Below are 12,632 nucleotides of genomic sequence, written 5' to 3'. Positions count from 1 at the left end.
ACAGCTAAGCGACGTTGACGCGCTGACCGGGCGGGGCTGCCTCCAGCCACGCGAGAAATCCGGTCAGCGCGTCATCGCTCATGGCGAGTTCGAGCCGCGTGCCCCGGTGCAGACAGGTGAGGACCACGGCGTCGGACAGCAGCGCCAACTCCTCCTCGCCCTCGGGCAGTCGGCGGCCGGCCACCTCGATCGCGGCGCGCTCCAGGACCCGGCGCGGACGGTAGGCGTAGGAGAAGACGCGGTACCACTCGATGCGGTCGCCGTTGTAGCGGGCGACGCCGTAACTCCAGCCTTTTCCACTGGTGTCGGGTTTCTCCGGGACGTCCCAGCGCAGGGAACAGTCGAAGGTGCCGCCGGAGCGCTGGATGAGTCTGCGGCGCAGGCCGAAGACGAACAACCCCAGCACCACCAGGGCCACGACGATTCCGCACACAGTCAGAGCGAGGACCATCGACACCGACCTCCTCGTCTCCTAGGTACCGAAAACAGATAACGGAACGGAAAAAACATCCAGATCTGCCTCAGCCGCGACCGGCTCCGGATTGCTCCGGTGCCGATCGCGGCTGAGTGACGTCATCGCAGCTGCGCTGGGCTCAAGCTCAGCTCCCGGCCGCCGTACGCAGTCGTACGTCCGCACGGCGCTCCGCGGAGGCGTCGCCCTCCGCCTTCGCGCGCTCCAGCTCCCGCTCCGCGCGCTGGACGTCGATCTCGTCCGACAGCTCGGCGATCTCGGCCAGCAGGGACAGCTTGTTGTCCGCGAACGAGATGAAACCGCCGTGGACAGCTGCCACGACCGTTCCCCCGTCGCTCGTACGGATGGTCACCGGGCCCGACTCCAGCACACCGAGCAGCGGCTGGTGACCGGGCATGACGCCGATGTCGCCGGACGTGGTGCGCGCGACGACCAGGGTGGCCTCGCCGGACCAGACCTCTCGGTCGGCCGCGACCAACGCGACGTGCAGCTCAGCAGCCAAGGTTGGCTCCTCGGGTCACCACCCGGCGGTTGTGCCGGGTGTTGGTTACAAGTCTAGTGGGCGTGAATGAGGGGGCGGGACGTGCCCCGCCCCCTCACCTGTGAGTCATCCGACTCACGTCGAGCTCAGGGCTCAGGAGACGCCCAGCTCCTTGGCGTTGGCCTTCAGGTCCTCGATGCCACCGCAGAGGAAGAACGCCTGCTCCGGGAAGTGGTCGTACTCACCGTCGATGATCGCGTTGAACGCGGTGATCGACTCCTCCAGCGGGACGTCCGACCCGTCGACGCCGGTGAACTGCTTGGCGACGTGGGTGTTCTGGGACAGGAAGCGCTCCACGCGACGGGCGCGGTGGACGGTGAGCTTGTCCTCCTCGCCGAGCTCGTCGATACCGAGGATGGCGATGATGTCCTGGAGGTCCTTGTACTTCTGCAGCACCGTCTTGACGCGCATGGCGGTGTTGTAGTGGTCCGCCGCGATGTAGCGGGGGTCCAGGATGCGGGACGTGGAGTCCAGCGGGTCCACGGCCGGGTAGATGCCCTTCTCGGAGATCGGACGGGAGAGAACCGTCGTCGCGTCGAGGTGGGCGAAGGTGGTGGCCGGGGCCGGGTCGGTCAGGTCGTCCGCGGGGACGTAGATCGCCTGCATCGAGGTGATCGAGTGACCACGGGTCGAGGTGATGCGCTCCTGGAGGAGACCCATCTCGTCGGCCAGGTTCGGCTGGTAGCCCACCGCGGAGGGCATACGGCCGAGCAGGGTCGAGACCTCGGAACCGGCCTGCGTGAAGCGGAAGATGTTGTCGATGAAGAACAGCACGTCCTGCTTCTGCACATCGCGGAAGTACTCCGCCATGGTCAGACCGGCAAGCGCCACACGAAGACGCGTGCCCGGGGGCTCGTCCATCTGACCGAAGACCAGGGCGGTCTTGTCGATGACGCCCGAGTCGGCCATCTCCTCGATGAGGTCGTTGCCCTCACGGGTGCGCTCGCCGACACCGGCGAACACGGAGACACCGTCGTGGTTGTTGGCGACGCGGTAGATCATCTCCTGGATGAGCACCGTCTTGCCGACGCCGGCACCGCCGAACAGGCCGATCTTGCCACCCTTGACGTACGGGGTGAGCAGGTCGATGACCTTGACGCCGGTCTCGAACATCTCGGTCTTCGACTCGAGCTCGTCGAAACGCGGGGCCTTGCGGTGGATGGACCAGCGCTCGCCGTCGTACTTCTCGTCGCTGTTCAGGACCTCGCCGAGGGTGTTGAACACCTTGCCCTTGGTGAAGTCGCCGACCGGGACGGTGATGCCCGTGCCCGTGTCGGTGACGGCGGCCTGGCGGACCAGACCGTCGGTGGGCTGCATCGAGATGGTGCGGACCAGGCCGTCACCCAGGTGCTGGGCGACCTCCAGGGTCAGCGTCTTCTTCGCACCGTCGAGGGCCGGGTCGGCCACCTCTACGTGCAGAGCGTTGTAGATCTCCGGCATCGCGTCGACGGGGAACTCCACGTCGACGACCGGGCCGATGACCCGGGCGACGCGGCCCGTGGCAACGGCCGTCTCAACTGTCGTCGTCATTACCTGTCACTCCCCGCGGTCGCGTCGGCCAGGGCTGCGGAGCCACCGACGATCTCGCTGATTTCCTGGGTGATTTCGGCCTGGCGGGCCGCGTTGGCAAGTCGGGAGAGCGTGGTGATCAGGTCTCCCGCGTTGTCGGTGGCCGACTTCATCGCACGGCGCGTGGCGGCGTGCTTCGAAGCGGCCGACTGGAGCAGCGCGTTGTAGATACGGCTCTCCACGTACCGCGGCAGCAGGGCGTCCAGGACGTCCTCCGCCGACGGCTCGAAGTCGTACAGCGGAAGGATCTCGCCCTTGGGCGCCGCCTCCTCCGCCACCTCTTCGAGGCTGAGCGGAAGCAGTCGGCTGTCGATCGCCGTCTGCGTCATCATCGACACGAACTCGGTGTAGACGATGTGGAGTTCGTCCACGCCGCCCTCCGCCGTCTCCGTCTCGATCGCCTCGATCAGCGGACCCGCGACCTTCTTCGCGTCCGCGTACGTGGGCTCGTCGGTGAAGCCCGACCACGACTCCACGACCTTGCGCTCGCGGAAGTTGTAGTGGGCCAGACCGCGGCGGCCGACGATGTACGTGTCGACCTCCTTGCCCTCGGCCTCAAGACGCGCGGTCAGCTGCTCCGCCGCCTTGATGGCGTTGGAGTTGAAGGCGCCGGCCAGACCGCGGTCGCTCGTGAGGAGCAGAACCGCGGAACGGGTCGGCGACTCGGCCTCGGTGGTCAGCGGGTGCTTGGTGTTCGAACCGGTGCCGACCGCCGTGACCGCGCGGGTGAGCTCGGTCGCGTACGGCGTGGAGGCCCTCACCTTGCGCTGCGCCTTGACGACGCGCGAGGCGGCGATCATCTCCATCGCCTTGGTGATCTTCTTGGTCGCGGTGACGGATCGGATGCGACGCTTGTAGACCCGGAGCTGGGCTCCCATGAGTCAGGTCCCTTCCTTACGTCACTTGGCCGCGGCCGGGGCGTCCTCGCCGAGAAGCTTGCCGTCCGAGGTCTCGAACTGCTTCTTGAAGTCGGCGATCGCGTCCGCTGCGGCGGTGAGGGTGTCGTCCGACATCTTGCCGCCCTCCTTGATGGAGGTCATGAGGCCCTGCTGCTTGCGGTGCAGGTACTCCAGGAGCTCCTTCTCGAAGCGCCGGATGTCGTCGACCGGTACGTCGTCCATCTTGCCGGTGGTCGCGGACCACACGGAGACGACCTGGTCCTCGGTGGGCATCGGCTGGTACTGCGGCTGCTTGAGCAGCTCGACCAGCCGCTGACCGCGCTCCAGCTGGGCCTTCGACGCGGCGTCCAGGTCGGAACCGAAGGCGGCGAACGCCTCCAGCTCGCGGTACTGGGCGAGGTCGAGGCGCAGTCGGCCGGAGACCTGCTTCATCGCCTTGTGCTGCGCGGAACCACCGACTCGGGAGACGGAGATACCGACGTTCAGCGCGGGGCGCTGACCGGCGTTGAAGAGGTCCGACTCCAGGAAGCACTGGCCGTCGGTGATGGAGATGACGTTGGTCGGGATGAACGCCGAGACGTCGTTGGCCTTGGTCTCGACGATCGGCAGACCGGTCATCGAGCCCTTGCCCATGTCGTCGGAGAGCTTCGCGCAGCGCTCCAGCAGACGGGAGTGCAGGTAGAAGACGTCACCCGGGTAGGCCTCACGGCCCGGCGGACGGCGCAGCAGCAGGGACACGGCGCGGTAGGCGTCGGCCTGCTTCGAGAGGTCGTCGAAGATGATGAGGACGTGCTTGCCGTCGTACATCCAGTGCTGGCCGATGGCCGAACCGGTGTACGGCGCCAGGTACTTGAAGCCGGCCGGGTCGGACGCCGGGGCGGCGACGATGGTCGTGTACTCCAGGGCGCCGGCCTCTTCGAGCGCACCACGCACGGAGGCGATGGTGGAGCCCTTCTGACCGATGGCGACGTAGATGCAGCGGACCTGCTTGTTCACGTCGCCCGAGCGCCAGTTGTCGCGCTGGTTGATGATCGTGTCGACGGCCAGGGCGGTCTTGCCGGTCTGACGGTCGCCGATGATCAGCTGACGCTGGCCACGGCCGATCGGGGTCATCGCGTCGACGGCCTTGTAGCCGGTCTCCATCGGCTCGTGCACCGACTTGCGGACCATGACGCCCGGCGCCTGCAGCTCCAGGGCGCGGCGGCCGGTGGTCTCGATCTCGCCGAGGCCGTCGATCGGGTTGCCGAGCGGGTCGACGACACGGCCGAGGTAGCCCTCGCCGACGGCGACGGACAGGACCTCTCCGGTGCGGGTGACCGGCTGGCCCTCCTCGACACCGCTGAACTCGCCGAGGATGACGGTACCGATCTCACGCTCTTCGAGGTTGAGCGCGAGACCGAGGGTGCCGTCCTCGAACTTCAGCAGTTCGTTGGCCATGGCCGAGGGGAGGCCCTCGACCTTCGCGATGCCGTCGCCGGCAAGGGTGACCGTACCGACCTCCTCGCGCGAGGCCGCGTCCGGCTTGTACGACTGGACGAAGTTCTCCAGCGCGTCCCGGATCTCCTCCGGCCGGATCGTGAGCTCCGCCATCTGGGTTCCCTGCTCTCCTTGTTGGGCCCGAAGTTTCACTTTGGGGGGATGGGGACTCCCCCCTGAAAGAGGTGAATCCTCTGCACGGCCCAACCGGGCCGTAGGTACGTACTGCTCTGTCACTACTGCTGTCGTGCTGCTACTGCTGTACTGCTCTGCTGCTGTACTGCTCTGCTGCTTTGAAGTTGCTGCTAGCTCGCCAGGCGGCGGGCGGCGTCCTCGATGCGGTCCGCGACCGAACCGTTGATGACCTCGTCACCGACCTGCACCCGCAGCCCGCCGACGACCTCGGGGTCGACGTCGAGGTTCAGGTGCATCGGGCGGCCGTAGAGCTTCGCGAGGGCGGCGCCCAGGCGCTGCTTCTGCGAGTCGCTCAGCGGCTCGGCCGAGGTGACCACGGCCACCATGCGGTCCCGGCGCTCGGCGGCGAGCTTGGACAGGGACTCCAGTCCCGCCTCCAGGCTACGTCCCCGGGGCGCGGTGACCAGACGCGTCACCAGACGCTCGGTGGTCGGGTTGGCCCGGCCGTCGAGCAGGCGGTGCAGCAACTCGGTCTTGGCGGTGCCGACGTCCTTGCGGCCGGTCAGCGCGGCACGCAGCTCGGTGCTGGAGGAGACGATCCGGCCGAACCGGAACAGCTCGTCCTCCACGTTGTCGAGCGCGCCGGCCTGCTGGGCCGCGGTGAGGTCGGCGACGTTGGCCAGCTCCTCCAGCGCGTCCGCCAGGTCCCGCGACTGCGACCAGCGCGAGCGGACCATGCCGGACACCAGGTCCACGGTGGTCCCGCCGACCTGACCGCCGAAGAGGCGCTCGGCCAGCTGTGCCTTGCCCGCACCGTCCTGCGCCGGGTCGGTGAGGACCCGACGCAGGGACACCTCGCGGTCGAGCAGCGCGGTGACGGCGGCCAGCTCGGCGGCGAGCGAGCCGGCGTCCACGGACGTGCTGTCCGTCAGGGCGTCGAGACGCTCGCGTGCGGCTGCCAGGGCCTCGCGGCTCGCTCCGTTCATCGAGCCGCCTCGGCCTTCTCCTCAAGGTCATCGAGGAAACGGTCGATCACGCGGCTCTGCCGGGCGTGGTCCTCAAGGGACTCACCGACGAGCTTGCCGGCCAGGTCGGTGGCGAGCTTGCCCACGTCCTGGCGCAGCGCGGACGCGGCGGCCTTGCGGTCGGCCTCGATCTGGGCGTGACCGGCGGCGACGATCTCCTCGCGCTGACGCTGGCCCTCGGCCCGCATCTCCGCGATGAGCGTGGCGCCCTGCTCCTGCGCCTCCTGGCGCAGACGCGCGGCCTCGTGCCGGGCCTCGGCGAGCTGGGCCTTGTACTGCTCAAGGACGCTCTGGGCCTCGGTCTGTGCGGCCTCGGCCTTCTCGATACCGCCCTCGATGGCCTCGCGACGCTCTTCCAGAACCTTGTTGATGGTCGGGAGGAGCTTCTTGGCGAGGAAGCCGAAGACGATGACGAAGGCGATCAGGCCGATGACGAGCTCCGGCCACGGCGGAACGAGGGGATTCTCCTTCTCCGCCTCGGCCGCCAGCTGAACCAGTGCGTGGTTCACATCAGTGCCTTTCGTCGAATGGGGCTGTCGTCGTCGTTCGTCTTAGTAGACGAACGGCATGACGAGGCCGATGAGGGCCAGCGCCTCACAGAACGCGAAGCCGAGGATCTGGTTGGCGCGGATGAGGCCGGCCGCCTCGGGCTGGCGGGCGAGGGCCTGGGTGCCGTTGCCGAAGATGATGCCGACGCCGACGCCCGGGCCGATCGCGGCGAGGCCGTAACCGATGGAGCCGAGGTTGCCGTCGACCGCAGCGAGGGTCTGGAGAGCGGACATGCCGGTTCTTCCTTCTCTTTCAGTGACCGGTGGGGGTTGGCCACCGGTGGGTCTGTCGGTTGGGTCAGGGGGTCGCTCAGTGGTTCTCGGCGAGCGCGCCCTGGATGAAGGTGCAGGTCAGGAGGACGAAGACGTACGCCTGAACCGCTTGGATGAAGAGCTCGAAGGCGGTCATCACGATGACCATCACGAACGAGACAGCGGAGTAGGCGATGCCGATGCCGTTCAGCATGTACCAGCTGGCGATCGTGAAGAGCAGCAGCAGGGTGTGACCGGCGAACATGTTTGCGAAGAGTCGCACCGCGTGCGTGAACGGACGGACCAGCAGGTTCGAGAAGAACTCGATGGTCATGGAGAGCGGCAGGACGGCGCCGAGCGACTTGTCGTACCCGGTGACGTTCTTGAAGAAGCCGACGAAGCCGTGCCGCTTGAAGGTGAGCGAGACCCAGGTGATGTAGACGATCGCCGCCAGCACCATCGGGTAGGCGATGATCGACGTCACCGGGAAGGACGCGAGCGGGACGATCGACCAGAGGTTCATCATCCAGATGAAGAAGAACAGCGAGACGGCGAGCGGTACGTACTTCTCGCCCTCGCGCTTTCCGATCGTCTGGTAGACGATGCCGGTCCGGACGAAGTCGTATCCGGCCTCGGCGACCATCTGGAGCTTGCCCGGCACGATCTGGGGCTTGCGGAAAGCGGCCCAGAAGAAGCCCACCACGAGGATCGAACCGAGCAGGGCCAGCAGCATCGGCTTGTTGAAGTACAGGCCGTCGGTGTCGCCGGCGATCGGCTCGAACAGGAACGAGTGCAGGCCCGGAGCCGGGAAGCCGCACCCGTCGAACAGGTGGCAGCTCGTGTCGAAAGCGAGCGTCTGCGTCGGATCAGCACTCACCGCGGGCTCCTTCATCGTGGCGCATAGGTACGGCAACCTCGTTGTGTCGGCGCGGCGCGAGGCCGCGGTTCGGCACGGGACTGGTGTGACGGATGTGGGGGCGGCTGGGGGGCATCTCGCCTCGCGATTGAGCAGGCGTCAGCTCAGATGCCCGCGCCCGCGATGCCGCAGTTGGCACCGGACGATAGCAGGGTCCCGCGTGCGCTTTTATCCCGGCCCTACCTCTCACGACGAGTGCCCCGTCTTTTCGGGCTCGACGTAGAGGATCTTGGCCTTCATGTGGGCTCGCGTCTGCGCGCCGATCCAGGCGAGAGTGCCCGCGACGAGCGTGAGCGCGAAGGCCCGGGGGTTGAACAACGTCGTGTTCTTGAAGATCGCGAGGAACATGAACAGCAGAAGAATCTGTGCCGCGTAGAGCATCAGACCCATCATCTGGAACAAGTGCGGAAGCGATTTGGCAGTGCGCTGCAGAACGTAGAGCCCGATTCCCATGAAGAGGATGACGATCAGCGTCGCGACAGCCGCCCCGATCGCGCCCTTGCCACCCGCGACCACGCCGCTGACGACGGCGGCGATCGCGCCGACGGCAGCCGTGGGCACGGCGGCCTGGGCCAGGATCCGGACGTCATTGGACGGCATGGCGGCAACTCCGCTTTCGCAGGGGGGCTGGGGGTGTCGTCATGGACGAGCGTAGCCCCGGGGCGATGAGGAGTCTCACGCCAATGGACCGTCGCACTACGGTCCTTCGGCTCTGTCCGGGGTTCTCGTGAACCGTATCACAAACTATTTGATGCGGTCTTTACCAAGTAGGTGTGCTCGCTGTCACACATGAGAGTGAGAGTGCGCGTCTGTGCGGAATCACGGGCAACTTGTCTGGTATTGGGAAGCTTTGCTCCCCCACGAGTTGGCAATGCTCTAGTCAGATTCTTACCTTGTCGAGATCAGCGCCGACGCCGGGCACTGAGTGCGGTCGCCCCGTTGACTCCCGATACGCCGACGGCAACCGGAGTGCGAGATTCCGCACAGTCCTCGGCCGCCTCCTCCGCCAATGCGGCGGCCACCGGCTCCAGTTCCTCGCCGTGCTCCCCCTCGGCGGACCGCCGGCGGCGCCGGTAGCGCGGCGGCACGAACGCCTCGGCCCAACGCGGGGCGCGCGGGGTGAAGCGCGGCAGCAGCAACAGCGCGAGACCGATGGCGCTGAGGAACACGATCCCCAACACGATCCACATGGAAGCCGAGTTGACCGAGTAGGCGAGCGCCCCGAACGCGATCAGCGCCGACCAGAAGTACATGATCAGCACCGCCCGGCTGTGCGAGTGGCCGATCTCCAGGAGCCGGTGGTGCAGATGCCCGCGGTCGGCGGCGAACGGCGACTGGCCCTTCCAGGTCCGGCGCACGATGGCCAGGACCAGGTCGGCGGTGGGCACCGCGATGATGGTCAGCGGCATCAGCAGCGGGATGTAGACGGGCACCATCTGGTGCACGGTGGAGCGCTCGGAACTGAACAGGTTGTCCGGGTCGACCTGACCTGTCACGGAGATCGCGCCCGCCGCGAGCACCAGCCCGATCAGCATCGAGCCCGAGTCCCCCATGAAGATGCGCGCGGGATGCATGTTGTGCGGCAGGAAGCCCAGGCACATCCCCATGAGGATGGTCGCGAACAGCGTCGCGGGGGCGGCGGCCTCGATGCCGTACGAGTACCAGATGCGGTACGTGTACATGAAGAACGCGGCGGCCGCGATGCACACCATGCCGGCGGCGAGGCCGTCGAGGCCGTCCACGAAGTTGACGGCGTTGATGGTGATGACGACGAGCGCGACCGTCAGCAGGGTGCCCTGCCACTGGGTCAGCGCGACCGTGCCGACCTTCGGGATGGGCAGCCACAGGATCGTCAGACCCTGCATGACCATCACGCCCGCGGCGATCATCTGGCCGCCCAGCTTGATCAGGGCGTCGATCTCGAACTTGTCGTCCAGGACACCGATCAGCCAGATCACGGCCGCTCCGGAGAGCAGCGCGCGCGGCTCGTTGGAGTTGTCGAAGACCTCGCTGAGGTTGGTCAGATGGTCCGCGACCAGCAGTCCGGCGCACAGGCCGAAGAACATCGCGATACCGCCGAGCCGCGGAGTGGGTTCCCGGTGCACGTCACGGGCCCTGATCTGCGGCATCGCTCCGGCCACGATCGCGAACTTCCGCACCGGCCCTGTCAGCAGATACGTCACCGCGGCCGTGATGCAGAGCGTCAGCAGGTATTCACGCACAGGCTTCCCCACAGGTCTCGCTGGCCATCTCAGCCCCACACCCTAGCGAGGGACGCATATGAGTGGGGACTTCCGGGTAGCGACGATGGTTGCACGCGTGCCTGTGCACGCGGATTGCACCCAGGTGTACGCAGGTGCGTGTACCCCCGCTCAGCCGCTGTACGGAGGAAATCTACCCGCCAGCTCACGCACCTCGTCACGCGCCTTCTGGCTCTCGGTCTCCCCGCGCAGCACGCGCGCCGCCAGCGCCGCCACGTACGCCATCTCCTCCTCCCCCATGCCCTGCGTGGTCAGGGCCGCCGTGCCAAGGCGCAGTCCACGGCCGTCCCCGTGCGGCAGCGCGCAGCAGTCCAGGACCAGACCGGCCGCGGCGAGCCGGCCGCGTGCGGCCCGGCCCTCGATGCCGAGGGGCGCGGGGTCTGCGGTGATCAGGTGGGTGTCCGTCCCGCCGGTCGTGACGACGAGCCCCTCCGCCGCGAGACCGGCCGCCAGTACCCTCGCATTGGCGACCACCTGATGGGCGTACGCGGTGAACGCCGGTGTTGCCGCCTCCCCGAACGCGACCGCCTTCGCGGCGATGGTGTGCATCTGCGCCCCGCCCTGCGTGAAGGGGAACACGGCCCGGTCCACCCGCCCCGCGAGCTCCGCGCCGCACAGCAGCATCCCGCCGCGCGGCCCGCGCAGCACCTTGTGGGTGGTGGCACAGACGACATCGGCGTACGGCACCGGATTGGGCGCCGCTCCCCCGGCGACGAGCCCGATGGGGTGGGCCGCGTCGGCGATGAGATAGGCGCCCACCTCGTCGGCGACCTCGCGGAAGAGGGCGTAGTCGACGTGCCGCGGGTAGGCGATCGAGCCGCACACGATCGCCTTGGGGCGGTGGGTACGGGCCAGGGCGCGGACCTGGTCGTAGTCGATGAGGCCGGTCTCCGCGTCCACGCCGTAGCCGACGAAGTCGAACCAGCGGCCGGAGAAGTTGGCGGGCGAGCCGTGGGTGAGGTGGCCGCCGTAGGGCAGGCCGAGGGCGAGGACGGTGTCGCCGGGGCGCAGCAGGGCGGCGTACGCGGCGAGCACGGCCGAGGAGCCCGAGTGGGACTGGACGTTGGCGTGCTCGGCGCCGAACAGGGCTTTCGCGCGGTCGACGGCGACGCGTTCGGCGACGTCGACGATCTCGCAGCCGCCGTGGTGGCGGGCGCCCGGGTAGCCCTCGGCGTACTTGTTGGCCAGCGGTGAGCCGAGCGCGGCGAGCACCGCGGGCGAGGTGAAGTTCTCGGCGGCGATGAGCTGGAGCGTCGTCGACTGCCGTGCCAGCTCTCCGAGCAGGATCTCGGCGAGTTCCGGGTCCTGGCGACGCAGGACGTCCGTGGCCTCAAGGGTGTGGATGACCGCCATGGTGGGCTCCGGGGGCGTCGAGGATGACGTACGTCCAATGTAGGCCCGGGGCCGACGGGGTGCGCGACCGTTACGTGCGCGCGGAGACGCCGGTGAGCGCCGTGACGACCGGGTCCACGGCCTGGTGTATCTCGTCCCCGATGGAGCGGAAGAACGTCAGCGGGGCGCCGTAGGGGTCGTAGACCTCGTCCGCCTCGGCGGTCGGGGCCAGGAGCCAGCCGCGCAGGGCGGCGGCCGCGCGCACCAGGGCACGCGCGCGCACGACCACGCCGTCCTCCAGGGGCGGCAGGGTCGCGGTGTCTATCGCCCGGACCAGCCGGGTGAACTCCTTCAGCGTGAAGGTGCGCAGGCCCGCGGAGTGGCCCATGGAGATGACCTGCTGGCGGTGGTCGCGGGTCGCGGTCAGCACCAGGTCGGCCCTGATGACGTGCTCGTCGAGCAGCTCACGGCCGACGAAGCCGGAGGCGTCCGCGCCGAAGTCGGCCAGGACCGCCTCCGCGTTGGCCTCCATGGGCGCGCCCTCGTGACCCCAGGTGCCCGCGCTCTCCACGATCAGCCCGCCGCCCAGGATGCCGAGCCGCTGCTTCACGTAATGCCGGGTCAGCCGCTCGGTGATGGGCGAGCGGCATACGTTTCCGGTGCTGACGTGGAGGATGCGGAAGCTGTCGCGCGGGAGCCCGACGAACGTCGTCGTGATCTCCGTGGCGCGTTCCCCGTTGCCTATGCCACGCCCCGCTTCAGGGGCCGTCAATTCGCCACCTCGAGGTCGGGTACGACCTTCCTCAGCTCCTCGGCCGACAGCGCGCCCGCGCGCAGCAGCACCGGCACCGGGCCGGTGACGTCGACGATGGAGGACGGCACGTTGCCCGGGGTCGGGCCGCCGTCGAGGTAGACGGAGACGGAGTCGCCGAGCATCTCCTGCGCGGCGTCGCAGTCCTCCGGCGCCGGGTGGCCGGTCAGGTTGGCGGAGGAGACGGCCATCGGGCCGACCTCGGTGAGGAGTTCGATGGCGACGGGGTGCAGCGGCATGCGGACGGCGACCGTGCCGCGGGTGTCCCCGAGGTCCCACTGGAGGGACGGCTGGTGCTTGGCGACGAGCGTGAGGGCGCCCGGCCAGAAGGCGTCGACCAGCTCCCAGGCCAGCTCGGAGAAGTCCGTGACGAGGCCGTGCAGGGTGTTCGGGGA

General features: G+C 68.3%; 14 protein-coding genes. All 14 read right to left on the bottom strand.

Annotated elements, in window-relative coordinates:
- Positions 1-4 precede the first annotated feature (4 nt).
- Positions 5-451 (bottom strand): DUF2550 domain-containing protein, encoded by a 447-nt coding sequence (locus ACWDR3_RS27875; protein WP_142142521.1) that lies wholly within the window; start codon positions 449-451, stop codon positions 5-7.
- A gap of 148 nt (positions 452-599) precedes the next feature.
- A complete protein-coding gene (locus ACWDR3_RS27870) occupies positions 600-974 on the bottom strand; it encodes a F0F1 ATP synthase subunit epsilon (RefSeq protein WP_401728848.1) in 375 nt (124 codons plus the stop codon).
- Between the two features lie 132 nt (positions 975-1,106).
- Positions 1,107-2,543 carry a F0F1 ATP synthase subunit beta gene (gene atpD / locus ACWDR3_RS27865; protein WP_450355316.1) on the bottom strand — a complete coding sequence of 479 codons (1,437 nt, stop codon included), beginning with the start codon at positions 2,541-2,543 and terminating at the stop codon, positions 1,107-1,109.
- The gene (locus tag ACWDR3_RS27860) at positions 2,543-3,460 is read right to left on the bottom strand and encodes a F0F1 ATP synthase subunit gamma (RefSeq protein WP_450355315.1); all 918 of its coding nucleotides are present in this window, start codon (positions 3,458-3,460) and stop codon (positions 2,543-2,545) included. Before ACWDR3_RS27860 ends, atpD begins: the two co-directional genes overlap by 1 nt.
- Positions 3,461-3,481: 21 nt before the next feature.
- On the bottom strand, positions 3,482-5,071 hold the full coding sequence (atpA, locus tag ACWDR3_RS27855; protein WP_450355314.1) for a F0F1 ATP synthase subunit alpha: 1,590 nt from the start codon (positions 5,069-5,071) through the stop codon (positions 3,482-3,484).
- Between the two features lie 191 nt (positions 5,072-5,262).
- The gene (locus ACWDR3_RS27850; RefSeq protein ID WP_450355313.1) at positions 5,263-6,078 is read right to left on the bottom strand and encodes a F0F1 ATP synthase subunit delta; all 816 of its coding nucleotides are present in this window, start codon (positions 6,076-6,078) and stop codon (positions 5,263-5,265) included.
- Complete coding sequence (locus ACWDR3_RS27845) at positions 6,075-6,626, bottom strand: F0F1 ATP synthase subunit B (RefSeq protein ID WP_401728855.1); 552 nt, start codon at positions 6,624-6,626, stop codon at positions 6,075-6,077. Before ACWDR3_RS27845 ends, ACWDR3_RS27850 begins: the two co-directional genes overlap by 4 nt.
- Positions 6,627-6,668: 42 nt before the next feature.
- On the bottom strand, positions 6,669-6,899 hold the full coding sequence (gene atpE, locus ACWDR3_RS27840) for an ATP synthase F0 subunit C (protein WP_103780068.1): 231 nt from the start codon (positions 6,897-6,899) through the stop codon (positions 6,669-6,671).
- A gap of 76 nt (positions 6,900-6,975) precedes the next feature.
- The gene (gene atpB, locus ACWDR3_RS27835; protein ID WP_185146045.1) at positions 6,976-7,809 is read right to left on the bottom strand and encodes a F0F1 ATP synthase subunit A; all 834 of its coding nucleotides are present in this window, start codon (positions 7,807-7,809) and stop codon (positions 6,976-6,978) included.
- Between the two features lie 210 nt (positions 7,810-8,019).
- Positions 8,020-8,433: a hypothetical protein gene (locus tag ACWDR3_RS27830; RefSeq protein WP_450355312.1), complete on the bottom strand. Its 414-nt coding sequence runs from the start codon at positions 8,431-8,433 to the stop codon at positions 8,020-8,022.
- Positions 8,434-8,735: 302 nt separating this feature from the next.
- Positions 8,736-10,055: an MraY family glycosyltransferase gene (locus tag ACWDR3_RS27825; protein ID WP_450355311.1), complete on the bottom strand. Its 1,320-nt coding sequence runs from the start codon at positions 10,053-10,055 to the stop codon at positions 8,736-8,738.
- A 150-nt stretch (positions 10,056-10,205) separates the two neighbouring features.
- Positions 10,206-11,447: a serine hydroxymethyltransferase gene (locus ACWDR3_RS27820; protein WP_450355310.1), complete on the bottom strand. Its 1,242-nt coding sequence runs from the start codon at positions 11,445-11,447 to the stop codon at positions 10,206-10,208.
- A 70-nt stretch (positions 11,448-11,517) separates the two neighbouring features.
- A complete protein-coding gene (locus ACWDR3_RS27815) occupies positions 11,518-12,198 on the bottom strand; it encodes an arsenate reductase/protein-tyrosine-phosphatase family protein (protein WP_123997733.1) in 681 nt (226 codons plus the stop codon).
- Positions 12,195-12,632, bottom strand: a 438-nt coding sequence (locus ACWDR3_RS27810; RefSeq protein ID WP_450355309.1) for an L-threonylcarbamoyladenylate synthase, incomplete at its 5' end; no start/stop codon positions are given. The genes ACWDR3_RS27810 and ACWDR3_RS27815, both read right to left, overlap by 4 nt.

The sequence above is a fragment of the Streptomyces sp. NPDC001002 genome (genome assembly GCF_053599215.1).
Note: the sequence above shows the minus strand (reverse complement) of the source record. Positions and strands in the feature narration are given on the sequence as shown.